At 58.4% G+C, this 21470-nt stretch carries 24 protein-coding genes; 17 read left to right on the top strand and 7 right to left on the bottom strand.

The annotated features are described in order from the left end of the window. Positions 1-39: 39 nt before the first annotated feature. Positions 40-1563 carry a PLP-dependent aminotransferase family protein gene (locus ABLX76_RS02670; RefSeq protein ID WP_348873930.1) on the top strand — a complete coding sequence of 508 codons (1524 nt, stop codon included), beginning with the start codon at positions 40-42 and terminating at the stop codon, positions 1561-1563. 45 nt (positions 1564-1608) lie between these two features. Here ABLX76_RS02670 and rpoH read toward each other — a convergent pair whose 3' ends face one another. The 4 genes from rpoH to ftsY all read right to left on the bottom strand — a co-directional run bounded on the left by rpoH (position 1609) and on the right by ftsY (position 5984). After that, entirely contained in the window at positions 1609-2463 is an 855-nt protein-coding gene (gene rpoH / locus ABLX76_RS02665; RefSeq protein ID WP_002920815.1) for an RNA polymerase sigma factor RpoH, read from the bottom strand. A 269-nt stretch (positions 2464-2732) separates the two neighbouring features. Continuing rightward, positions 2733-3788, bottom strand: coding sequence for a permease-like cell division protein FtsX (gene ftsX / locus ABLX76_RS02660; protein WP_002920816.1), 1056 nt, complete (start codon positions 3786-3788; stop codon positions 2733-2735). Beyond that, a complete protein-coding gene (gene ftsE / locus ABLX76_RS02655) occupies positions 3781-4449 on the bottom strand; it encodes a cell division ATP-binding protein FtsE (RefSeq protein ID WP_004202097.1) in 669 nt (222 codons plus the stop codon). The genes ftsX and ftsE overlap by 8 nt, the downstream gene beginning before the upstream one ends. Before the next feature lie 2 nt (positions 4450-4451). Next, positions 4452-5984, bottom strand: a complete 1533-nt coding sequence (gene ftsY, locus ABLX76_RS02650) for a signal recognition particle-docking protein FtsY (protein WP_087849088.1) — start codon at positions 5982-5984, stop codon at positions 4452-4454. 182 nt (positions 5985-6166) lie between these two features. Here ftsY and rsmD point away from each other — a divergent pair, with 182 nt between their 5' ends. Further along, positions 6167-6763: a 16S rRNA (guanine(966)-N(2))-methyltransferase gene (gene rsmD / locus ABLX76_RS02645; protein WP_023291233.1), complete on the top strand. Its 597-nt coding sequence runs from the start codon at positions 6167-6169 to the stop codon at positions 6761-6763. Then, complete coding sequence (locus tag ABLX76_RS02640; RefSeq protein ID WP_087849087.1) at positions 6753-7028, top strand: DUF1145 family protein; 276 nt, start codon at positions 6753-6755, stop codon at positions 7026-7028. Before rsmD ends, ABLX76_RS02640 begins: the two co-directional genes overlap by 11 nt. Positions 7029-7041: 13 nt before the next feature. On the opposite strand, the gene ABLX76_RS02635 is transcribed toward ABLX76_RS02640, so the two are convergent. Then, positions 7042-7392, bottom strand: coding sequence for a DUF2500 domain-containing protein (locus ABLX76_RS02635; protein WP_023291234.1), 351 nt, complete (start codon positions 7390-7392; stop codon positions 7042-7044). 150 nt (positions 7393-7542) lie between these two features. Here ABLX76_RS02635 and ABLX76_RS02630 point away from each other — a divergent pair, with 150 nt between their 5' ends. Continuing rightward, the gene (locus ABLX76_RS02630; RefSeq protein WP_004173987.1) at positions 7543-8169 is read left to right on the top strand and encodes a lysoplasmalogenase; all 627 of its coding nucleotides are present in this window, start codon (positions 7543-7545) and stop codon (positions 8167-8169) included. A gap of 78 nt (positions 8170-8247) precedes the next feature. Continuing rightward, positions 8248-10458 carry a Zn(II)/Cd(II)/Pb(II) translocating P-type ATPase ZntA gene (zntA, locus tag ABLX76_RS02625; RefSeq protein ID WP_348873927.1) on the top strand — a complete coding sequence of 737 codons (2211 nt, stop codon included), beginning with the start codon at positions 8248-8250 and terminating at the stop codon, positions 10456-10458. Positions 10459-10561: 103 nt separating this feature from the next. On the opposite strand, the gene tusA is transcribed toward zntA, so the two are convergent. Beyond that, on the bottom strand, positions 10562-10807 hold the full coding sequence (gene tusA / locus ABLX76_RS02620) for a sulfurtransferase TusA (protein ID WP_002920858.1): 246 nt from the start codon (positions 10805-10807) through the stop codon (positions 10562-10564). Between the two features lie 206 nt (positions 10808-11013). Here tusA and ABLX76_RS02615 point away from each other — a divergent pair, with 206 nt between their 5' ends. Together ABLX76_RS02615 and ABLX76_RS02610 are read left to right on the top strand one after the other, a co-directional pair. Beyond that, entirely contained in the window at positions 11014-11679 is a 666-nt protein-coding gene (locus ABLX76_RS02615; RefSeq protein WP_023291236.1) for a 7-cyano-7-deazaguanine/7-aminomethyl-7-deazaguanine transporter, read from the top strand. A 73-nt stretch (positions 11680-11752) separates the two neighbouring features. Next, positions 11753-12310, top strand: coding sequence for a DcrB family lipoprotein (locus ABLX76_RS02610; RefSeq protein WP_023291237.1), 558 nt, complete (start codon positions 11753-11755; stop codon positions 12308-12310). Here the strand turns inward: ABLX76_RS02610 and ABLX76_RS02605 are convergent, their stop codons facing one another. Further along, positions 12311-13531, bottom strand: coding sequence for an MFS transporter (locus ABLX76_RS02605; protein WP_087827775.1), 1221 nt, complete (start codon positions 13529-13531; stop codon positions 12311-12313). 405 nt (positions 13532-13936) lie between these two features. Here ABLX76_RS02605 and ABLX76_RS02600 point away from each other — a divergent pair, with 405 nt between their 5' ends. From ABLX76_RS02600 to ABLX76_RS02555, 10 genes are all read left to right on the top strand, one after another. After that, positions 13937-14332, top strand: coding sequence for a hypothetical protein (locus tag ABLX76_RS02600; protein ID WP_348873925.1), 396 nt, complete (start codon positions 13937-13939; stop codon positions 14330-14332). A gap of 62 nt (positions 14333-14394) precedes the next feature. Continuing rightward, positions 14395-15456, top strand: coding sequence for a class I SAM-dependent methyltransferase (locus ABLX76_RS02595; RefSeq protein ID WP_348873923.1), 1062 nt, complete (start codon positions 14395-14397; stop codon positions 15454-15456). A gap of 20 nt (positions 15457-15476) precedes the next feature. Beyond that, positions 15477-16199, top strand: a complete 723-nt coding sequence (locus ABLX76_RS02590; RefSeq protein ID WP_065883184.1) for a beta-ketoacyl synthase chain length factor — start codon at positions 15477-15479, stop codon at positions 16197-16199. Further along, positions 16178-17011 carry a lysophospholipid acyltransferase family protein gene (locus tag ABLX76_RS02585; RefSeq protein WP_171879206.1) on the top strand — a complete coding sequence of 278 codons (834 nt, stop codon included), beginning with the start codon at positions 16178-16180 and terminating at the stop codon, positions 17009-17011. Before ABLX76_RS02590 ends, ABLX76_RS02585 begins: the two co-directional genes overlap by 22 nt. Continuing rightward, a complete protein-coding gene (locus tag ABLX76_RS02580) occupies positions 16992-17249 on the top strand; it encodes a phosphopantetheine-binding protein (protein ID WP_023291243.1) in 258 nt (85 codons plus the stop codon). Before ABLX76_RS02585 ends, ABLX76_RS02580 begins: the two co-directional genes overlap by 20 nt. Before the next feature lie 11 nt (positions 17250-17260). Beyond that, positions 17261-17512: an acyl carrier protein gene (locus ABLX76_RS02575; protein WP_023291244.1), complete on the top strand. Its 252-nt coding sequence runs from the start codon at positions 17261-17263 to the stop codon at positions 17510-17512. 6 nt (positions 17513-17518) lie between these two features. Beyond that, a complete protein-coding gene (locus ABLX76_RS02570) occupies positions 17519-18100 on the top strand; it encodes a hypothetical protein (RefSeq protein ID WP_032454262.1) in 582 nt (193 codons plus the stop codon). After that, positions 18097-19446 (top strand): AMP-binding protein, encoded by a 1350-nt coding sequence (locus tag ABLX76_RS02565; protein ID WP_065883186.1) that lies wholly within the window; start codon positions 18097-18099, stop codon positions 19444-19446. The genes ABLX76_RS02570 and ABLX76_RS02565 overlap by 4 nt, the downstream gene beginning before the upstream one ends. After that, positions 19433-19786 (top strand): beta-hydroxyacyl-ACP dehydratase, encoded by a 354-nt coding sequence (locus ABLX76_RS02560; RefSeq protein ID WP_023291247.1) that lies wholly within the window; start codon positions 19433-19435, stop codon positions 19784-19786. The genes ABLX76_RS02565 and ABLX76_RS02560 overlap by 14 nt, the downstream gene beginning before the upstream one ends. Next, complete coding sequence (locus ABLX76_RS02555) at positions 19777-21468, top strand: glycosyltransferase (protein ID WP_348873920.1); 1692 nt, start codon at positions 19777-19779, stop codon at positions 21466-21468. The genes ABLX76_RS02560 and ABLX76_RS02555 overlap by 10 nt, the downstream gene beginning before the upstream one ends. Positions 21469-21470 lie beyond the last annotated feature (2 nt).

The raw sequence follows: 21470 nt of genomic DNA, 5'->3' as shown, positions 1-21470 counted from the left end.
TATAATCGAGTACCAATTTTGAATATCTGAGGGATCCAATTGCGTTCGCTGGTGGGTGACCTGGTGCTGGTCCGTCTGCAGGAAGAGCGCGACCCTCTTCTGCACAAACGCTTATACAACGCGCTTCGCCGCGCGATCCTTGACGGTTCGCTGGCGCCGCAAAGCCGCCTGCCGCCGTCGCGGGACCTGGCGGGAGAGCTCGGCGTATCAAGAAACACCATATTAACAACTTATGAACAATTACTGGCGGAAGGATATGTGGTTTCCCGTCGGGGAAGCGGAACATTCGTTGCCCAAACCGCGCCTGAAAGTTCATTGACCGCTAAGGGGAGGCGGGAAAACAGCAGCATCGCGACATCGACGGCGCATCTTTCACGCCGCGGCCAGCATCTGCTCAGCCAGGTCAGCGCCAGTCCACGCCAGTGGGGAGCGTTTATTCCCGGCGTACCGGACGTTAACGCCTTTCCCCATCCGCTGTTCAGCAAGATCCAGGCCCGCATCAGCCGTCGCCCAAAGCCGGAGCGGCTCAGCTACAGCTGCAACGGCGGTACCCCGGAGCTACAGCAGGCGCTGGTGGATTATCTGCGCGTATCGCGCGGCGTCCACTGTCAGGCAGATCAAATTCTTATCACCGAGGGGATCCACCAGGCGATTGACCTGGTCACTCGCATGCTGTGCGACAACGGCGACCTGGCGTGGGTGGAGGAGCCTTCCTACTGGGGCATTCGCCATGTGCTGGCGATGAACGACGTCCGGGCGACCCCCATCACCGTCGATGCCAATGGGCTGTGCCCGCCAGAAACGGTTGACGATGCGCCGCGGCTCATCTTCGTCACCCCCTCTCACCAGTATCCGCTGGGCGCGGTGATGAGCCTTGAACGCCGTCAGCGGCTGCTGGCGCTCGCCCGCCAGCAGGGCAGCTGGATCGTCGAAGATGATTATGACAGCGAGTTTCGCTTTTCCGGGCAGCCCATCCCCGCCCTGCAGGGGCTGGTGGCCGATGCGCCGGTGGTCTATATCGGCACCTTCAGCAAGACGCTCTATCCCGGCCTGCGCCTGGGCTATGTGGTGATCCCCCGCCCGCTGGTCAGCGATCTGAAGCACGCCCACGCCGAGCTTTATCGCGGCGGCCATTCGCTGATCCAGATGGCGCTGGCGGAGTTTATTACCGCTGGTCACTACTCGGCGCATATCCGCCGCATGCGGCTGCTCTACAGCCGTCGTCGCGCCTTTTTAACCGAGCTGATTCAGCGGCACTGTATGCCCGACGCCCTGTCGGACTTCAGCGATAATGCCGGACTGCATTTGATCCTCAATTTACCGGAGGAGGCGGACGATGTGGCGATCGCCCGCGAGGCCAATGCGCGCCACATTCTGGTGCGGCCGCTCTCGCGCTACTACCTGACGGCGGCGCGTAAGAAAGGATTATTGATGGGATTTGCCAGCCAGCCTGAGGAGCAGATGGCGCCGGCGTTCAGCGTGCTGATAGGCTGCCTGCGGACGCACTGTCCAGAGGTGCTGCTGCCCATGGATGGCGCAGAAAAACAAAACGCCCCAACCTGAGGCGGGGCGTTATCGGGGTGCCTGGCGTCAGGCAGGGGTGGCGTATCAGGCTTCGATCGCGGCACGCAGTTTTTTCATGGCGTTCTTTTCCAGCTGACGCACGCGCTCTGCGGAGACGCCGTAGCGGTCAGCCAGCTCCTGCAGCGTGGACTTGTTGTCTTCGTCCAGCCAGCGGGCGCGGATGATATCCTGGCTACGCTCGTCCAGGCCCTGCATCGCGTCAGTCAGCTTATTCGCCGCCTGCTCTTCCCAGTTGTCGTCTTCAATGCCGTCGGCAAAGTTTGACGTCTTGTCCTGCAGATAAAGGACCGGCGCCATCGGCTGGCTGTCGGATTCATCGTCCGACGACATGTCGAACGTCATGTCCTGGGCCGCCATACGGGATTCCATCTCGCGGACGTCTTTGCTCGACACGCCCAGCTCACGGGCCACCATTTCCACTTCATCCTGGTTGAACCAACCCAGACGCTGTTTGGTTTTACGCAGGTTAAAGAACAGCTTACGCTGTGCTTTGGTGGTAGCGACCTTCACGATACGCCAGTTGCGCAGCACGTATTCGTGAATTTCGGCTTTAATCCAGTGCACGGCGAAGGAGACAAGGCGCACACCCACTTCCGGGTTGAAGCGACGCACGGCTTTCATCAGGCCGATATTGCCTTCCTGGATCAGATCCGCCTGCGGCAGGCCATAGCCCGAGTAGTTACGAGCAATGTGAACAACAAAGCGCAGGTGAGACAGAATCAGCTTTTTCGCTGCTTCCAGATCGCCCTGGTAATGCAGCTTTTCAGCAAGCTCCCGCTCTTCATCAGCCGACAGCATCGGCCAAGTGTTAGCGGCCCGGATGTACGATTCCAGGTTACCAACGGGGGCTAAAGCTAAAGTTTGCATTTCTTTGGTCATTCAAATCCTCTCAATCGATATCTTCTGACGTGGTCTTGTCCCCATCAGGCAACAAGCATGCCAGCATTCATGAGCAACGAGAATATCACTCACATTAGTATCAGACAGTGATTTTATCCACAAGTTCCCTGCAACGGTGTGAATAAATTACGCACAAAATGTGACACCACGATGAAAAAGTGAGGGCAGGAAAAGGAGAACAAGCTTGCGGTATCTTTCCCTGCGAACAGGAACTCATTGCAGCAGGGAAAGATTATATCACGCTTTTTTTAATCGGGAGTAAAGTGACGTAAATGTTGCACTGTCGCCAGCCAGGCGGCCACCCACCCGATCATCGAGCAGACGATCAGCATCAGCAGACACTCGTCAAAGCCTAAGCCGCTCAGCTCAAACTGGGTGCCGAACACCTTCGCCACCTCGGTCACTGCCGACGAGAGGCGCATCACCAGAATCTCCGACAGGATCAGCGATAAAAACGCGCCGGAGAAGCCCAGCATCGCCCCGCCGTAGAGGAATGGACGCAGGATAAAGCCGTCGGTGGCGCCGATCAGTTTCTGCACGTTAATGGTATCGCGGCGGGCGAAGATGCTCAGGCGCACGCTGTTGCCGATCACCAGGAACACCGCCGCCACCATCAGCACGCCGATCATCGCCGACACGCGGCCCACCAGCCCGGTGAGCGAGGAGAGGCGGGCAAACCAGCTGTCGTCCATCCGTACTTCATCGACCCCCTGGATCCGCGATACCCGATCGCGCAGGGTGTTCAGCGCTTCCGTGCTCTGGAAATCCAGCTTCGGCACCACGATGGCGACCGCCGGCAGCGGGTTCTCTTCCAGCATATCCAGGGCGCCGCCAAAGCCGGACCAGTTACGGAATTCACCCAATGCCTCGTCACGTGACAAATAGTTCACCTTGTCGACGCCCTGCTCCGCCTGCAGCTGGCCGACCACCCGCGCCGCGGCATCGTCATCCAGCGTTTTTTCCAGATACACGGTGATCTGCGGCGAGGGATAGTACTGTGACGCCGCGCTGCTGACGTTTTTGTAGACCATGTAGCAGACGCTTGGCAGGGTCAACGAGATGGCGATAACCATCACCGTCAGGAAGGTCGCCAGCGGCGTGCTTTTTAAATCCTGGAGCGCGCCGTGCCAGGCGTAGCGCACCTGCTCGTTGAACACGTTGCTCTTACGCGAGGCCGGGTTAGGCGCCGCTTTCGGCCGTTTTGGCGCATTGCGCCCGCCGCCGCCGCCGCCCGCCGCGTTGCGCAGGCGATCGAACTTGCTGCCGAACTGGCGGATTTGGTTCATTGCGTCGCGCTTATTCACCCCGAATGCCTCCATGCAGATGGCCGTCGCTGAGCGTCAGCACGCGGTACGGACGGCTGGAGATAAGCCCCAGATCGTGCGTGGCCATCAGTACCGTCACCCCGACGCGGTTAAACTCTTCAAACAGACGTAAAATCCCCTCCGAGAGCGCCTCGTCGAGGTTACCGGTCGGTTCATCCGCCAGCAGCACCGCCGGCTTGTTGACCACCGCGCGAGCGATCCCCACGCGCTGCTGCTCGCCGCCGGAGAGCTGAATCGGAAAGTTCTTCGCTTTGTCCAGCAGCCCGACCTTATCCAGCGCCGCCGAGACCCGGCGACGAATGTCATCGCCGCTGGCGCCGGCGATAATCAGCGGGATCGCCACGTTGTCATACACGGTACGATCCATCAGCAAATGGTGGTCCTGGAAAATCATGCCGATCTGGCGGCGCAGGAACGGCACCTCACGGCTCTTCAGACGGCTGATTTCATGACCGCTGAAGAAGATTTTCCCGGCGCTGGGCCGTTCGATACCACAGATAAGCTTCAGCAGGGTACTTTTCCCTGCGCCGGAGTGGCCGGTCAGAAACGCCATCTCGCCCGGCTGCAGGTGGAAGTTCACCCCCTGCAGCGCTTGTCTCCCACCGAGATAGGCTTTGCTGACTTGTTCAAAGCGAATCATTCTTAATCCTCTCGGGCAAAAAGTGCCTCAATAAAGTCGCCCGCATTAAACGGACGCAGATCCTCAATACGCTCGCCGACGCCAATATAGCGAATCGGAATGCCGAACTGGTCGGCCACCGAGAAGATCACGCCGCCTTTGGCGGTGCCATCCAGCTTGGTCAGGGTGATCCCGGTCAAACCTACCGCTTCATGGAACAGTTTGGCCTGGCTAATGGCATTCTGCCCGGTGCTGGCGTCGATGGTTAACATCACCTCATGCGGCGCGTCGACGTCCAGCTTTTTCATCACCCGGACGATCTTCTTCAGCTCTTCCATCAGGTGCGATTTATTCTGCAGACGCCCGGCGGTATCGGCAATCAGCACATCAACATGGCGCGCCTTCGCCGCCTGAATGGCGTCGAAAATCACCGAGGCGGAATCGGCGCCGGTGTGCTGGGCGATCACCGGGATATTGTTACGCTGGCCCCAGACCTGCAGCTGTTCCACCGCCGCCGCACGGAAGGTATCCCCCGCCGCCAGCATCACCGATTTGCCCTGCTGCTCAAACTGACGCGCCAGCTTGCCGATGGTGGTGGTTTTCCCCACCCCGTTCACGCCGACCATCAGAATAACAAATGGCGTTTTGCCTTCAACATTCAGCGGCTCATCCACTTTGGCGAGGATATCGCCCATCTCTTCTTTCAGCAGACCGTACAGCGCTTCCGCATCGCGCAGTTGCTTACGGCTGGCGCCCTCGGTGAGATGAGTAATGATCTTGCGGGTAGTTTCCACCCCGACGTCGGCGATCAGCAGTTGCTCTTCCAGCTCTTCAAACAGATCGTCATCGATCTTCTTACCGCGGAACAGGCTGATAAATCCGGAACCGAGATTTTGTTTGGTTTTCAGCAGGCTACGCTTAAGGCGGGCGAAAAAGCCTTCTTTCGTCGGTTTTTCCTGCTCCTGGACCAGCGCTTCCACCGGCGCCTCTTCCTCTGGCGCCGGCACCACCACCGCCGCCTCTTCCGCCGCCTCGGCCGCCAGCGCCTGCGCTTCCAGCTCTTCATCGCTTAACGGCGCGTCCTCTTCCGGCGCTTCCGTCTCCTGAGGTTGGGCCACGACATCCTCTACAGGCTGCTCAGCCACGGCCTCCGCCGCCACCGGTTCGGCGATAACGTCCTCCACCAGCGACTCAACCGCTGCCGGCTGTTCCTCCGCCTTCAGCGGTTCGCTGACCGCAGGCTCCGGCGCGATGACTGGCGCGTCTTCAACCAAAGCAGGCGCTGGCGCCGCCTCTTCTTCCGGCGCGCTGGCAGGCTCCGCGAGGTGGGCCTTTTCGTTTTCGACCACCGTCCCGGTGACCTCGACGACCTCTTCGGCAAACGCCTCCGGGTCCGCTTTCGGCGCGCTCGGCTCAGCAGGGGTTTCCGCCGCCGGCGTCTCCTGGGCAACCGCTTGTTGTTCTTCTACTTTTTGTTCAGTCTCGGTTTCCTGTGCCTGCTCTTTCTGTCCAAAGCCCAGCCAGGAAAAGAAGCCACGTTTTTTCTCTTTTGCCATTTGCGACCACACTCCTCGCTGTTTATTCATGGCGCAGCTTCATCAGAAGCTGAAAAAATGATGAAATTAGTTGGATAGTCTATCACTTAACTTAACTCGCAGCACCGCCCCCGGATTAAGGTTTCGTCAACCGCCGTCGATCGCTAGAATAGCAGGCCGGAAGTTGAGACTTGAGCAGAGAGATGAAAAAACCAAACCACGCGGGCAGCGGCCAGATCCGCATCATCGGCGGGCAATGGCGCGGCCGTAAATTACCGGTGCCGGAGAGCCCGGGCCTGCGGCCGACCACCGACCGGGTTCGCGAAACCCTTTTTAACTGGCTGGCGCCGTCCATCGTTGACGCGCACTGCCTCGACTGCTTTGCCGGTAGCGGCGCGCTGGGGCTTGAGGCGCTGTCTCGCTATGCGGCCAGCACCACGCTACTGGAGATGGAGCGCGGCGTCGCTCAGCAGTTGCAAAAAAACCTGGCCACCCTGAAAGCGGATCGCGGCAAGGTGATCGCGACTAACACCCTCAGCTTCCTGAGCCAACCGGGCACGCCGCATCAGATTGTGTTTGTCGACCCGCCGTTCCGTCAGGGGCTGCTGGAGGAGACGCTGCGCCTGCTGGAAACGCAGGGCTGGCTGGCCGACGAAGCCCTGGTGTACGTCGAAAGCGAAGTCGAAAACGGTTTACCGCCGGTACCGGCGAACTGGCATCTGTATCGTGAAAAAGTGGCCGGACAGGTCGCGTATCGTCTTTACCAACGTGAGGCCCAAGGAGAGAACCATGCTGATTAATTTAGGCCGCCTGCTGATGCTGTGCGTCTGGGCCTTTCTGTTATTGAATCTGTTTCAGCCCTTCCCGAAGCCGCTGAATATCTTCGTCAACGTCGCGCTGATTTTTATGATCCTGATGCACGGTCTGCAGCTGACGCTGCTCAAGGCGACGCAGCCGAAGGATGCCCCGCCGCTGAGCCGCTTTGAGCAAATCCGCATTTTTATCTTCGGCGTGTTTGAGCTCGTCGCCTGGCAGAAAAAACTGAAGGCGACGCTGAAGAAATAGTCCTGACAAGGGCTCAGGGATCGGGCGTGAACGCCACGAACGCTGTGCCCTTATAACTTAACATTCCGCGATCGCCGACGCTCAGCGCATGATACTGCGGCGCGTCAAGGCGAAACACCACCTCCAGCCCGCCGTTCTCAGGGCGAAAGCTCGCTTCATAGCGCATCTCGCTGCCCGCAGGCGTCACCGTCTGCTGCCGCGAACGCCGATCGTTAATCACTTTTTCCCGCTTATTGCTGACGATCACCCGCTTTTGCAACACCGGCGCGGCGTCGTTCGCCAGTTTTTCGCGGCGCTGCTGCACATAGCGAAACGAAGCCGCCACCACAATCACCGCGACGACCAGAACAAAAAAGAGCGGCATTTTACTCATTAAGGTTACCCATAAAAAATATCAGGAATCAGCATACTGCGACTGGAATAACATTGTCATCTGCTGCGCCAAACCACTACACTGAGTGGTAGCTTCACGCATCCGTAACTTTCCTTATGATAACAGATACAGGGACTTACTATGCTTTGGTCATTTATTGCTGTCTGTTTCTCCGCATGGCTTTATGTCGATGCATCCTATCGCGGGCCGGCCTGGCGACGCTGGGTATTTAAACCTGTCACCCTGATTCTGTTGCTGTTGCTGGCCTGGCAGGCGCCGATGTTCAATGCCATCAGCTACCTGGTGCTGGCCGGCCTGTGCGCCTCCCTGCTCGGCGACGCCCTGACCCTGCTGCCGCGCCAGCGGGTGATGTACGCGGTGGGCGCCTTCTTCCTGTCGCATCTGCTGTATACCATCTGGTTCGCCAGCCAGCTGACGCTGTCGTTCTTCTGGCCGCTGCCGCTGGTGCTGCTGGTATTCGGCGCCCTGCTGATGGCGGTGATCTGGAGCCGGCTGGAAGAGATGAAAATGCCGGTGCTGACCTTTATCGGCATGACGCTAGTGATGGTCTGGCTGGCCGGCGAGCTGTGGTTTGCCCGCCCTACCAACACCGCGCTGTCCGGATTCGCCGGCGCCGCTCTGCTGCTGCTGAGCAATGCCGTGTGGCTGGTGAGCCACTATCGCCGCCGTTTCCGCGCCGATAACGCCATTGCCGCCGCGTTTTACTTTGCCGGCCACTTCCTCATCGTGCGCGCGCTGTACCTGTAATTTAGTCCTTGACTCTGGAGTCGACTCCAGAGTGTATCCTACGGCTAATGAGAAAATTATCATTTACCGGAGGGTGCCATGTCGACTCCAGACGCGCAGGATAAAAAAGTCCCACAATTCTCGTCATTCACCATGCGGCCAGCGCCCGCCCCGGCGGAAAGCTGCTGCACAGACCACGCCTGCGCCGCAGAGACCGCGCCTGCCGCCGAAGCGCTCAGCGACGCCCGCTACAGCTGGCAGGTTGCAGGCATGGACTGCGCCGCCTGCGCCCGCAAGGTGGAAACGGCGGTTCGTCAGGTGCCCGGCGTCAGTCAGGTTCAGGTGCTGTTCGCCACTGAAAAATTATTGGTTAACGCCGAAGGCGACGTTCGGACTCAGGTTGAGCAGGCGGTACGTCAGGCAGGCTATACGCTGCGCGATGCCGATACCCCCGCGTCAGAGAAAACTCAAGGCTCGCGACTGCGCGACAATTTACCGTTGCTGACGCTGATCATGATGATGGCCCTGAGCTGGGGGCTGGAGCAGGCCAACCACCCTGCCGGTCAGTTAGCCTTTATTGCCACCACCCTGGTCGGCCTGTGGCCGGTTGCCCGCCAGGCGCTGCGCCTGATCAAGAGCGGGAGCTGGTTCGCCATTGAAACGCTGATGAGCGTCGCCGCCATCGGGGCGCTGTTTATCGGCGCCACCGCAGAGGCGGCGATGGTCCTGCTGCTGTTCCTGATCGGCGAGCGTCTCGAAGGCTGGGCCGCCAGCCGCGCGCGACAGGGGGTGAGCGCGCTGATGGCGCTGAAGCCCGACACAGCCATTCGCCTGCGCAACGGCGTGCGGGAAACCGTCGCCCAGCGCGATCTGCGCCCCGGGGATGTGATCGAAGTGGCCGCCGGTGGGCGTCTGCCGGCGGATGGTCAGCTGCTGTCGCCATTTGCCAGCTTTGATGAAAGCGCTCTGACCGGCGAGTCGGTACCGGTGGAGCGCCAGGCCGGAGAACGCGTAGCGGCGGGCGCCACCAGCGTCGACCGCCTGGTGCAGCTGACCGTAATCTCCGAACCGGGCGACAGCGCCATCGACCGCATCCTGAAGCTGATTGAAGAGGCGGAGGAGCGTCGGGCGCCGATCGAGCGTTTTATCGATCGCTTCAGCCGGATCTACACTCCGGCCATTATGGTGGTGGCCCTGTTGGTCGCCATTGTCCCGCCCCTGCTCTTCGCCAGCGCCTGGCTGCCGTGGATTTATAAAGGGCTGACGCTGCTGCTGATCGGCTGCCCGTGCGCGCTGGTCATCTCCACCCCGGCAGCCATCACTTCCGGCCTGGCGGTCGCCGCTCGACGCGGAGCGTTAATTAAAGGCGGCGCGGCGCTGGAACAGCTGGGCCAGGTGCGCCAGGTGGCGTTCGACAAAACCGGCACCCTGACCGTCGGCCAGCCGCAGGTGACCTCGGTCATCGCCACGGCTGAGAATGACGATAACACGCTGCTGGCGCTGGCGGCGGCGGTTGAGCAAGGCTCCAGCCATCCGCTGGCGCAGGCTATCGTCCGCGAAGCGCAGCGGCGTCAGCTGAGTATTCCGCAGGCCAGCGGCCAGCGGGCGCTGGCCGGCTCCGGTATCGAAGCCGAGGTCAACGGCAGCCGTATCGTGATCTGCGCGGCCAGCAAAGCCGCCCCGTCAGAGCATGAGGCGCAGATCCAGCAGCTGGAGAGCGTCGGTCAAACGGTGGTGCTGGTCATGCGCGGCGAGACGCTTCTCGGCATCCTGGCGCTGCGCGACACCCTGCGCGACGACGCGCGTCAGGCAGTGGATGCCTTACACCAGCTGGGGGTGCAGGGGGTGATCCTTACCGGGGATAACCCGCGCGCCGCGGCGGCCATCGCCAGCGAACTGGGTCTGGAATTCCGCGCCGGCCTGCTGCCGGCGGACAAAGTCGAAGCGGTGATGGCGCTGAATGCCGATGCGCCGCTGGCGATGGTCGGGGACGGCATCAACGACGCCCCGGCGATGAAGGCGGCGACCATCGGCATCGCCATGGGCAGCGGCACCGACGTGGCGCTGGAGACCGCCGACGCCGCGCTGACCCACAACCGTCTGACCGGCCTGGCGCAGATGATCTCCCTGGCGCGGGCGACCCACGCGAATATTCGCCAGAACATCGCGATTGCCTTAGGGCTGAAGGGGATTTTCCTTGTCACCACCCTGCTCGGCCTGACCGGCCTGTGGCTGGCGGTGCTGGCGGATACCGGCGCCACCGTACTGGTAACGGCTAACGCGCTGCGGTTATTGCGTAAGAAGTTGTAGCATAGATACCGGCTTCCCTGCTCGCGCTACGCTTAGCAGGGCTACGGTTCCAGACCGTCGGGTAGCCCGGATAAGGCGCTACGCGCCGCTATCCGGGAGAGGCTCAGTGGCTTTTGCGGATCAGGTAGCGGTACGGCAGAGCTTCGGTTTCCTGGGCCACCAGCTCATGCTCCATAAAGCGGCAGAATCCCGGGATATCGCGGGTGGTGGCCGGATCGTCAGCAATAATCAGCAGCGTCTCGCCGACGGGCATTGTCCGCACGGTTTTACGCACCATCATGACCGGCTCCGGGCAGCGCAGTCCCAGGGCATCCAGAGTGTGGTCTGGAGTGGAGAAAAGTTCGCTCATTTTAGTCTCACATCAACAAAACGGCCCTAGTTTACCCCCAGTTCGCCAGTACGCAAGCCAGGTTAACGTTTGCGCGAAAAACAACCATTGCATTACGCCGGCAACGCAGTATCATGCAGCCGTTTTTCATTGGGTTCCCTCACCCCAACGTTCCGCTGCCGATTGCTCATTTACCTGAAGCATGACGGGCATAAAAAGGTCACAATATGAATCCGTTTACTACCGTACAGCGCAAAAAAGCGCTCGTCTGGCTTTCGCTATTTCATCTGCTGGTGATCACCTCCAGCAACTATCTGGTTCAGCTACCGATCTCCATCTTTGGTTTCCATACCACCTGGGGGGCGTTCAGTTTTCCGTTTATCTTCCTCGCCACCGATCTGACGGTGCGAATTTTTGGCGCACCGCTGGCGCGACGCATTATTTTTGCGGTGATGGTCCCGGCGCTGGTCATCTCCTACGCCATCTCCGCCCTGTTTTACATGGGCGAGTGGCAGGGTTTCGCGGCGCTGGGCACCTTTAATCTCTTCGTCGCGCGTATCGCCATCGCCAGCTTTATGGCCTATGCGCTAGGGCAGATCCTCGACGTCCACGTCTTCAACCGCCTGCGGCAGAGCCGCCGCTGGTGGCTGGCCCCCACCGCCTCGACGCTGTTCGGCAACATCAGCGATACCGTGGCGTTCTTCTTCATCGCCTTCTGGCGCAGCCCGGATCCGTTTATGGCCGCCCACTGGGGGGAAATCGCCCTCGTCGACTACAGCTTTAAAGTGCTTATCAGCATCATTTTCTTCCTGCCGATGTACGGCGTACTGTTAAATATGCTGTTGAAAAGGCTGGCGGATAAATCTGATTTGTCGGCATTGCAGCCGAGTTAAAGGTACTCGCGGGCTGATGTGTTAAGATAGCCGGATGAGCCATTAGTGGCCGTTTATCGAAAGGAAGATGTCAATGCGCAATTTGGTTAAATATGTCGGTATTGGCCTGCTGGTGATGGGGCTTGCCGCCTGCGATAACAGCGATTCAAAAGCGCCAACCGTTGGGGCAGCAGCGGAGAGCAACACCAGCGGCCAGGCGATCAGCCTGCTGGATGGCAAACTGAGCTTCACCCTGCCTGCGGGCATGGCCGACCAGAGCGGCAAACTGGGCACTCAGGCGAACAACATGCACGTCTATTCTGACGCCACCGGCCAGAAAGCAGTCATCGTCATCGTCGGCGACAGCACCAATGAAGACCTGGCGGTGCTGGCGAAACGTCTGGAAGATCAGCAGCGTAGCCGCGACCCGCAGCTGCAGGTGGTGAGCAATAAATCGCTGGAGATCAAAGGTCACACCCTGCAGCAGCTGGACAGCATCATCTCCGCCAAGGGGCAGACCGCCTGGTCTTCCGTGCTCCTCGGCAAAGTGGATGACAAACTGCTGACCCTGCAGGTCACCCTGCCGGCGGACAACCAGCAGCAGGCGCAGACCGAAGCGGAAAGCATCATCAGCACCCTCACCATCCAGTAATTACTGGCCTGGTGCGACGGCCTCCGGTTCGCTGACCGGGGGCCGTTTTTTTAACCGCCAGCCCAGCAGCAGCGCCGCCATCACCAGACCTGCCGCCGCCAGATATATCACCGGGATCCCGGTCCACGCCATCAGCAAGCCGGCCAGCGGCCCGGTGACGCCTAACGACAAATCCATAAACACGGTATAGGTGGCCAGCGCCGACCCCTGGTTATGCTGCGGCACCGCTTTCACCGCCACCACGCCCAGCGCCGGAAAGACCAGTGAGAACCCGGCCCCGGTAAGAAAGGTGCCGATTTTCGCCAGCAGCGGCGTATCGGCAAAGCCGACCAGCAGCAGGCCGATGATCTCCACGATAAAGCAGAGCATCGCCACGTTCAGCCCGCCGAGGCGGTTAATGGCGTTGGGAAACAGCAGCCGCGCGCCAACGAACGCGCAGCTGAACAGCGTCAGGGCGAAGGCCGCCCCGTCCCAGCCTTTGGCGTCATAAAACAGCGTGATAAAGGTGGCGATAACCCCGAAACCGGCGGAGGCCAGGGCCAGCGCCATGCCGTAGGGCCACACCCGCCCGAGCACCGCGCGAAACGACATTGCTTTGCCTTTCGCCGCCTTCACCGCTGCGCGGGGCAGCGCGCAGAGGATAGCCACCAGCGCAACCGCCATAATGACCCCGGCCAGGCCGCTGAGGCCAATTTGCGAATAGCACAGCACGCCGAGCGGGGCGCCCATCGCCATCGCCCCGTAGGTCACAATGCCGTTCCATGAGATGACCCGCCCGATATGCAGCGACCCAACAACGCCGACGCCCCACAGCGTCGAGCCGGTGCCGGCAAAGCTCTGGCCGATGCCGAGAATGACTCGCCCGAGGCATAGCAGCAGCAGGCTAACCAGCGGCCAGCCGCTGCTCCAGGCGGCCAGCAGATAGCTCAGACCGCTTAAAAAGCAGCCGCAGAGGCCGAAGACGACAATCTTTTTGGGCCCCAGCAGGTCAGCGTAGCGCCCGGCGTGCGGGCGGCTGAGCAGCGTGGCGAAATATTGCAGACTAATCACCAGGCCGGCCCAGAAAGCGCTAAAGCCCATTACATCATGCACATAGCCAGGAAGTACCGCCAGCGGCAAGCCGATGGTGAGGTAGCTGGCAAAGTTAAAAATAACCACGGAGACAATCCGCAGATTGAGGCGCAGTCCATTGAGCGCCGGTTCGGCGACGGGTTCGGGCATCAGGTTCCACCAGATTTGTACTATACAGAGCCACTATTACCACGACTTCTGTTGAAAAGCAGCCTTCCGATGGCAATAACCTCAGCGGCGCCATCGCCGCGCTCATCAGCATAAATTGCCGCGACGATTATTCGACTTTCCTTAATGGAAGGATATATACACATTAATAATTATCGCTATTGCCTGAGCAGGGTTAAATTACTTATACTTCCTCACGGCTCTGATAGCGTCTCATTGTTTATCATGATGTTAATATTTTAATAACATCATATTTCCCCCTCCGGCCCGTTTTAATACAGATGAACATATTGCCTGACAGAACAACCACAGCATATCAGCCTATATAAAAGTTTCTTACGTGGCATAAGTTAATGCCAGTAGCCAATATATTGACATGGAGTATTCATGAAAAAAATTATTCACTGGATGATTGCCGCTACGGTTGTCGGTGCGCTCGCCGGTTGCGCACGGACAGCCCCTATTGAACAGGTCAATGCGATAGTGAGCGCCGGCCATACGGAATCGCAGGTCAAGGATGCCATTATCAAAGCAGGTGCTCAGCGCCAATGGATTATGTCTGACGCGGGCCCTGGCGTCATAAAAGGTAAATTGCAAAATCGCGACCATGTCGCGGATATTAAAATTAACTACTCCGCAACAAGTTATTCTATTGTCTATGTGAGTAGCATTAATCTCATGGCCGCCAACGGAAAAATTCATAGAAACTATAACCGCTGGGTACACAACCTCGATAAAGATATTCAGGTTACGCTGGCAGCAAACACCGCTCTGCAACAATAAATATACATACGGGTCACTACTGACCCGTTTCGCCGATTATTTGTAATAAGGTTGTACCGAACGTGTACCAAAAGGATTCTCTCAGCGCACTTGATGCCATTACTGAAGCGCAGCGTATTGCTTTTGCCCCCATGCTCTTTCAAACCGCATTATGTCTACGCAACTCAGGTATTCTGGGTTATCTGGACCAACAATGTAAACGCGGTGCAACGTTTGCAGCCATCAGTGAAATTTTCGACGGAAAAGAATATGCCGTTAGCGTTTTGCTCGATATGGGATTAAGCGGTCGTATCCTGACCTATAAAGAGGAACGCTACCACCTCTCTAAAATAGGACATTTCTTACTTCATGATCCGATGACGCGAGTAAATATGGATTTTACTCAAGACGTTTGTTATCAAGGATTATTCTTTCTGGAAAATGCGCTCCAGGAGGGAAAGCCTTCAGGATTAAAAGTTTTTGGTGAGTGGCCAACGATTTACCCTGCCTTGTCACAGCTACCACCCGCGGCGCGCAAAAGCTGGTTTGCCTTCGACCATTACTATTCTGATGGCGCTTTCACTGCAGCGCTGCCCTATGTATTCTCCAGCCAGCCCGCAAGGCTGTACGATGTAGGCGGTAATACCGGGAAATGGGCGCTACGCTGTTGCCAGTACGATGAAAATATCGCGGTCACGTTATTAGATTTACCGCAACAAATTGCACTGGCACGGGAAAATATAGAAAATGCTGGCCTTGCCCATCGCATCGATTTTCATGCTGTGGATATGCTGAGTGACGCCCCCCTACCCGGAGAAGCGGATATCTGGTGGATGAGTCAGTTCCTGGACTGTTTCTCGCCAGAACAAATCATCACCATACTCAGTAACGTGGCACAGGTCATGAAACCTGGCGCCCGCCTGTACATTCTGGAATTGTTCTGGGATGCGCAGAAATTTGAAGCAGCATCATTTAGTCTGAATGCGTCTTCACTCTATTTTACCTGTATGGCCAACGGCAACAGCCGTTTCTACAGCGTAGAGAAGTTTTATCGCTATCTTGAAATGGCGGGGTTCGAAGTAGAACAGCGTCACGATAATTTAGGCGTTGGGCATACCTTGTTGATATGCCACAAGAATAATTGATTGATCGCGGATGCGAGTGGATGACATTTTCATTTAACATTGTTGATTGGCAGGCCTTCGCGCCTGGCGTCAGTGGCCCCGAGCAATGGCAACGGTGGTCACAGCATTTGCACGCCATCGATCCCGCCGCGGCGCCACCCAAACTCAGCGAATTGCCGATGATGACCGCACGCCGGCTCAGCTCGGGAAGTAAGCTGGCTGTGGAATGCGGTCTGGCTATGCTCCGTCGCCATGAAATCGATGCCGTTCTTTATACCAGCCGTCACGGCGAACTGGAGCGCAACTATCGGATCCTCCATGCGCTGGCTATGGAGCAAGCGATCTCGCCGACCGATTTCGCCTTATCGGTGCATAATTCCGCCGTGGGTAATCTGACGATTGCTGCAAAAAAAGCGATTATGTCGTCATCCCTTTCTGCCGGGCGCGATACGTTTCAGCAGGGATTATACGAAGTGATGGGCCTGCTACAGGCGGGTTATCAGCGCGTGTTGATGGTTGATTTCGACGGTTTTCTCCCTGAGTTTTACCACGCTCAGTTGCCGTCAGGTATCACCACCTGGCCCTATGCGGCAGCCTGGGTGATTGAGCCCGGTCGCCAGTGGCAATGCCACGCCCAGCCTCATGCAGCCGTTGCCGAAAGTCCATTACCGCAAAGTTTACTGTTCTTGCAGTACTATTTGCAGAATGCCTGCACGTTCACGCTTCCCGGCGATCGCGTGCAATGGCAATGGAGCCGCGCATGAAGCCGTTTTTCCACCGGCTTAATCGGCTCTGGCGCGCAGCGATGACCGGTTTCTGCTTCGCACTGTTTGGCATTGGCGGCCTGCTGCTCTCGCTCATCTGGTTTAATCTGCTGCTGGTTTTGGTACGTAATAAAACCCGCCGACGCCGTATCGCGCGGCGCAGCATTTCCGTTAGCTTTCGCGTATTCCTCAGCGTGGTGAAAAGCGTCGGCGTTCTCGATTACCGTATCGATGGCCGCGATATTTTGCGCGCGGAGCGCGGTTGCCTGGTGGTCGCCAATCACCCCAGCCTTATTGACTACGTGATGCTGGCCTCGGTGATGCCGGAGACCGACTGCATGGTAAAAAGCGCGCTGCTGAAAAATCCATTCGTCAGCGGCGTGATCCGCGCCGCCGATTATCTGATTAACGATCAGGCCGATGCCCTGCTGCCGGCAAGCCGGCAGCGTTTACAGCAAGGCGATACGATTTTGATTTTCCCTGAAGGCACGCGCACCGTGCCGGGGAAAAAAATGCAGCTACAGCGGGGGGCGGCTAATATCGCGGTACGCTGCGGCAGCGATTTACGCATTGTCGTCATCCGCTGTACCGAGCATATGCTGGGTAAACAAAGCAAATGGTACGACGCGCCGCCAACTAAGCCGCGGTTTACCGTCGAGGTTGGAGAGCGGCTGCCAATACATCAGTTTTATGATGCCAATAAACAAGAACCGGCGCTGGCCGCAAGACAGTTGAACCGTCATATTTTGCTTAAATTAGAAACAGGCACTCTCCCTGAAACAGGAATGAATGATGCAAGCGCTCTATCTTGAAATTAAAAATCTGATCATCAGTACATTGAACCTGGACGAGCTGTCCGCTGATGATATCGACACCGACGCCGCGCTTTTTGGCGATGGTCTGGGCCTGGACTCAATTGATGCGCTGGAGCTGGGTCTGGCGGTAAAAAATCAGTACGGCGTGGTGCTGTCGGCTGAAAGTGAAGAGATGCGTCAGCATTTCTACTCTGTCGCCACGCTGGCGGCATTTATTCAAGCACAGCGCGCCTGAGGAGAGTGGTTATGAATGAACAACAAGCCATTTACGAAGAAATCTCCGCGCTGCTGGTGAACGTATTTGAAATCGATCCGCAGGATATTACGCCTGAGGCCCGCCTGTACGAAGATCTCGAACTGGACAGTATCGACGCCATCGACATGATCGTCCATCTGCAAAAGAAAATTGGTAAGAAAATCAAGCCAGAAGAGTTCAAAACTGTCCGCACCGTGCAGGATGTGGTCGATGCGGTAGAACGCCTGTTCAAAGAAGAATAATTCACCGTGTCGGGCATTCGCTCACTGCCAGTTGTGCCATTGCTGACGGGCATATTGCTGCTGGCCTGGCCGTTTATCATCTGGTTCGGCCTCGCGCATAACAGCCTGCAAGGGTTGTTACCGCTCATGGCGCTGATGTTGTTTTTACGCTTTCGTCAGACCCGGCGACGGGCGGGAGCGCTGAGCGTGGTCACTCAGATTGTGGCGGTGGCCGGCATGACGCTGTGTATTGCCAGCTACCTGCTGAAAACCCATCAGTTACTGCTATTTTACCCGGTGGTGGTGAACAGCGTGATGCTGGCGGTGTTTGGCGGTTCGCTATGGTCCAGAATGCCGATAATTGAGCGTCTGGCGCGACTGCGTGAACCGGATCTTCCGGAGCGGGCTGTACGCTATACCCGGCGCGTCACCCAAATCTGGTGCGCCTTTTTCATCATTAACGGTGGCATTGCGCTTTTTACCGCGCTGTATGGCGATCTGTCCCTGTGGACGGCGTGGAACGGCATGATTTCCTATCTGCTGATGGGCACGCTCATGGCCGGCGAGTGGCTGGTGCGCCAGCGGGTGATAAAACGAGATAAACCATGAAGCAGCCTCTCCCGTTGGACCAGTGGCTCAGCGCCGCGCGTTCGCCGGAAACGCCGATCGCCTGGCAGGACACGCACCTCTGGACGCTTGCACATCTGCGCCATGATGTCGCCCACCTGCTCACGCACTTGCGTCAGCAGCCAGCCATGCGCTGGGCGTTGTGCATTGAAAATAGCTACTTGTTTATCGTCGCTCTGCTGGCAACCCTGCATGCCGGCAAAACGCCGGTCCTTCCCGGCCACGGCCGCATTTCGCTGTTAAATGAGCAGAAGGCGCTGTTTGACGGCATTCTCAGCGATAAAGCGCTGGCATGGGATGGCGCGCTGGTGATTGTCGAGTCCACGATGGCGGTAACGAGCGGCCAGATGCATTTTCCCGCGCCAGGCAAAGAGGCTTGCATTGAATTATTCACCTCCGGTTCCACCGGTCAACCGAAGCGAATTTGCAAACCGATCGGATCGCTCGACCGCGAGGCGGCGCTGTTATCCGCCTGCTATGCCGGGCGTCTGGCAGGCTGTCGGGTGGTGGCATCCGTAGCGCCGCAGCATCTGTATGGCCTGACGTTTCGACTGTTCTTGCCAATGGCGTTGGGTTTACCGCTTCACGCGGACATGCTGGAGTACACCGAGCAGTTAACAGCGTTAAGCCGGAAGCATCGCTATCTGTTTATTAGTAGTCCGGCCTTCCTTAAACGTCTCGACCACCGGCTTACCCCTCCGCCGATCGAAATGATCGTGTCCGCAGGCGGCAAGCTGCTTTGGCAGGATGCCGTGCAAACCGCCCGCTGGTGCAATACCTGGCCGGATGAAATTTACGGCAGTACGGAAAGCGGCGTCATCGCCTGCCGCCAGCGCGTGCAGGATGAGGCGCCATGGCAACCGTTTCCCGGCATCCGCTTTCAGCCAGAAGGCGATGCGTTCCGCCTCTTTTCTCCGCTTATTACCGATAACCGCGGCCAGCTGCTCGAGGATATTTTGCATTTTCGCGAGAGTGGCCACTTCCATTTGGCAGGCCGTCGGGATCGCGTGGTCAAAATTGAAGAGAAGCGCATATCGCTGAGCGAAGTGGAGCAGCGCCTGCTGGAACTTGAAGGCATCATTGATGCCGCCGTGTTACCCATCACCCGCGGCAGCCGTCAGAGTATTGGCGTATTGCTGGTGCTGGATAACCATGCCCGCCAGCGTTGGGGAAAAAGCCAGGAGACTCATTGGCGAAAAGCACTGCGCCCTCTGCTGGAACCGGTCGCCATTCCCCGCTACTGGCGGGTTATCGACGAGATCCCCGTCAATAGTATGAACAAGCGTGTCTACGCGCAGTTACAGGAGTTATTTCATGCAGCCCCATGAAATTGAGCGCCGTCAGCCACAAGCCGATCGGGTTGAAATCATTTTATCGGTGGATCCGGCGTTATTCTGGTTTCGCGGCCACTTTGCCGTTCAGCCCTTGTTGCCAGGCGTCGCGCAGATTGACTGGGCGATGCATTACGCCACCACCTTGCTGGCGCCCGGCTGGCGCTTTCACGATATTCACAATGTGAAATTCCAGTCGCCGCTCCTGCCGGGGGCGATCGTGACGCTCACTCTTAGCTGGCAGGAAGCGCGTCAGCTCATCACCTTCAGCTATCAGCGCCACGATGGCGAAACACGACATACCGCCAGCAGCGGGAAGATTCGCTTATGTCGCTAACCTTCTCCCCCTGCGTGGTGATCCCGTGCTATAACCACGGCGCGATGATGTCGCGGGTGCTGGCGCGCCTACAGCCGTTTGATCTTCCCTGTATCGTGGTGGACGACGGGAGCGACAGTCGCACACAGCTGGAGCTGGAGCGACTGGCGCTGGAAAACCCGGATCTGACGTTGATCCGCTTACCGCAGAACGCCGGAAAAGGCGCCGCCGTCATCTGCGGATTACAGGCCGCAGCGCAAGCCGGGTTCAGCCACGCGGTGCAGGTCGATGCCGATGGACAGCACGCCATCGAAGATATTCCGCAGCTGCTGGCGCTGGCGCAGAAGCATCCCGAGGCGCTGATCTCCGGCCAGCCGGTTTACGACGACTCAATCCCGCGCTCGCGCCTGTACGGACGCTGGATCACCCACGTCTGGGTATGGATTGAAACGCTATCGCTGCAGCTAAAAGACAGCATGTGCGGCTTTCGCGTCTATCCGCTGGCGCCGACGCTGCAGCTGGCTAAGCGCGTGCCCCTCGGCAAGCGGATGGATTTTGATACCGAAGTGATGGTGCGCCTCTACTGGCAGGGGAACACCAGCTACTTTGTCCCGACCCGCGTGACCTATCCGCCGGACGGTTTGTCGCATTTCGATGCCCTCAGAGATAACTGCCGCATCTCGCTGATGCATACCCGACTGTTCCTCGGCATGTTGCCGCGGATCCCCTCGCTGCTGTTTCGCCGCGCTTCGCCGCACTGGGCGCGTCAGAAGGAGGTCAAAGGCTTATGGGGCATGCGCCTGATGCTGTTGGTGTGGCGGCTGTTGGGACGACACGCGTTTTCGCTGCTGCTCTACCCGGTGGTCGGCGTCTACTGGCTAACGGCCAGCACCGCGCGCCGCGCTTCACAAAACTGGCTTACCCGCGTGCGCGACCAGTTAGCCGCTCGTCAGCTGCCGGAGCCGGGCGAACTCAGTAGCTATCGTCACTTCCTGCGCTTTGGCAACGCGATGCTGGATAAAATCGCCAGCTGGCGCGGCGAACTGCAGTTTGGTCGCGATGTGGTGTTTGCCGCAGGAGCCGAAGAGACGCTCAATATCGACGATCCGCGCGGCAAACTACTGCTGGCCTCACATCTCGGCGATGTTGAAGCCTGCCGTGCGCTGGCGCAGCTGCAGGGCAGCAAGACCATCAACGCGCTGGTGTTCAGCGACAATGCCCAACGCTTTAAGCAGATTATGGCGGAGATGGCCCCGCAGGCCGGACTCAACCTGCTGCCGGTCACCGATATCGGCCCGGAGACCGCCATGCTGCTGCAGGAAAAACTGGATCGCGGAGAATGGATCGCCATTGTCGGCGATCGTATTGCGGTCAATCCGCAGCGCGGCGGCGAGTGGCGCGTCTGCTGGAGCCGTTTTATGGGGCTACCGGCCCCCTTCCCGCAGGGGCCCTTTATCCTCGCGGCTATTTTGCGCTGCCCGGTCAATTTGATGTTCGCTCTGCGTCAGCAGGGCAAGCTGCGCATTTACTGTGAGCCGTTCGCTGACCCGCTGCCGCTGCCGCGCGCCAATCGCCAGCAGGCACTGCAACATATCATCGATCGCTACGCCGAACGGCTGGAATATTACGCGCTGCAGTCGCCGCTCGACTGGTTTAACTTTTTCGATTTCTGGCGTTTGCCGGAGCCCAAAGATAAGGAGTAAAG

This window comes from Klebsiella sp. JB_Kp004 (assembly GCF_040065795.1).
Taxonomy (GTDB): domain Bacteria; phylum Pseudomonadota; class Gammaproteobacteria; order Enterobacterales; family Enterobacteriaceae; genus Klebsiella; species Klebsiella quasipneumoniae.
Note: the sequence above shows the minus strand (reverse complement) of the source record. Positions and strands in the feature narration are given on the sequence as shown.

What these genes read in the sequence shown, in the direction of transcription:
- rpoH (WP_002920815.1), bottom strand. Translation starts at nt 2,463, where the DNA reads ATGACCAAAGAAATGCAAACTTTAGCTTTAGCCCCCGTTGGTAACCTG.
- ftsE (WP_004202097.1), bottom strand. Translation starts at nt 4,449, where the DNA reads ATGATTCGCTTTGAACAAGTCAGCAAAGCCTATCTCGGTGGGAGACAA.
- ftsY (WP_087849088.1), bottom strand. Translation starts at nt 5,984, where the DNA reads ATGGCAAAAGAGAAAAAACGTGGCTTCTTTTCCTGGCTGGGCTTTGGA.
- rsmD (WP_023291233.1), top strand. Translation starts at nt 6,167, where the DNA reads ATGAAAAAACCAAACCACGCGGGCAGCGGCCAGATCCGCATCATCGGC.
- ABLX76_RS02640 (WP_087849087.1), top strand. Translation starts at nt 6,753, where the DNA reads ATGCTGATTAATTTAGGCCGCCTGCTGATGCTGTGCGTCTGGGCCTTT.
- ABLX76_RS02635 (WP_023291234.1), bottom strand. Translation starts at nt 7,392, where the DNA reads ATGCCGCTCTTTTTTGTTCTGGTCGTCGCGGTGATTGTGGTGGCGGCT.
- ABLX76_RS02630 (WP_004173987.1), top strand. Translation starts at nt 7,543, where the DNA reads ATGCTTTGGTCATTTATTGCTGTCTGTTTCTCCGCATGGCTTTATGTC.
- zntA (WP_348873927.1), top strand. Translation starts at nt 8,248, where the DNA reads ATGTCGACTCCAGACGCGCAGGATAAAAAAGTCCCACAATTCTCGTCA.
- tusA (WP_002920858.1), bottom strand. Translation starts at nt 10,807, where the DNA reads ATGAGCGAACTTTTCTCCACTCCAGACCACACTCTGGATGCCCTGGGA.
- ABLX76_RS02615 (WP_023291236.1), top strand. Translation starts at nt 11,014, where the DNA reads ATGAATCCGTTTACTACCGTACAGCGCAAAAAAGCGCTCGTCTGGCTT.
- ABLX76_RS02610 (WP_023291237.1), top strand. Translation starts at nt 11,753, where the DNA reads ATGCGCAATTTGGTTAAATATGTCGGTATTGGCCTGCTGGTGATGGGG.
- ABLX76_RS02605 (WP_087827775.1), bottom strand. Translation starts at nt 13,531, where the DNA reads ATGCCCGAACCCGTCGCCGAACCGGCGCTCAATGGACTGCGCCTCAAT.
- ABLX76_RS02600 (WP_348873925.1), top strand. Translation starts at nt 13,937, where the DNA reads ATGAAAAAAATTATTCACTGGATGATTGCCGCTACGGTTGTCGGTGCG.
- ABLX76_RS02590 (WP_065883184.1), top strand. Translation starts at nt 15,477, where the DNA reads ATGACATTTTCATTTAACATTGTTGATTGGCAGGCCTTCGCGCCTGGC.
- ABLX76_RS02585 (WP_171879206.1), top strand. Translation starts at nt 16,178, where the DNA reads ATGGCAATGGAGCCGCGCATGAAGCCGTTTTTCCACCGGCTTAATCGG.
- ABLX76_RS02580 (WP_023291243.1), top strand. Translation starts at nt 16,992, where the DNA reads ATGCAAGCGCTCTATCTTGAAATTAAAAATCTGATCATCAGTACATTG.
- ABLX76_RS02575 (WP_023291244.1), top strand. Translation starts at nt 17,261, where the DNA reads ATGAATGAACAACAAGCCATTTACGAAGAAATCTCCGCGCTGCTGGTG.
- ABLX76_RS02565 (WP_065883186.1), top strand. Translation starts at nt 18,097, where the DNA reads ATGAAGCAGCCTCTCCCGTTGGACCAGTGGCTCAGCGCCGCGCGTTCG.
- ABLX76_RS02560 (WP_023291247.1), top strand. Translation starts at nt 19,433, where the DNA reads ATGCAGCCCCATGAAATTGAGCGCCGTCAGCCACAAGCCGATCGGGTT.
- ABLX76_RS02555 (WP_348873920.1), top strand. Translation starts at nt 19,777, where the DNA reads ATGTCGCTAACCTTCTCCCCCTGCGTGGTGATCCCGTGCTATAACCAC.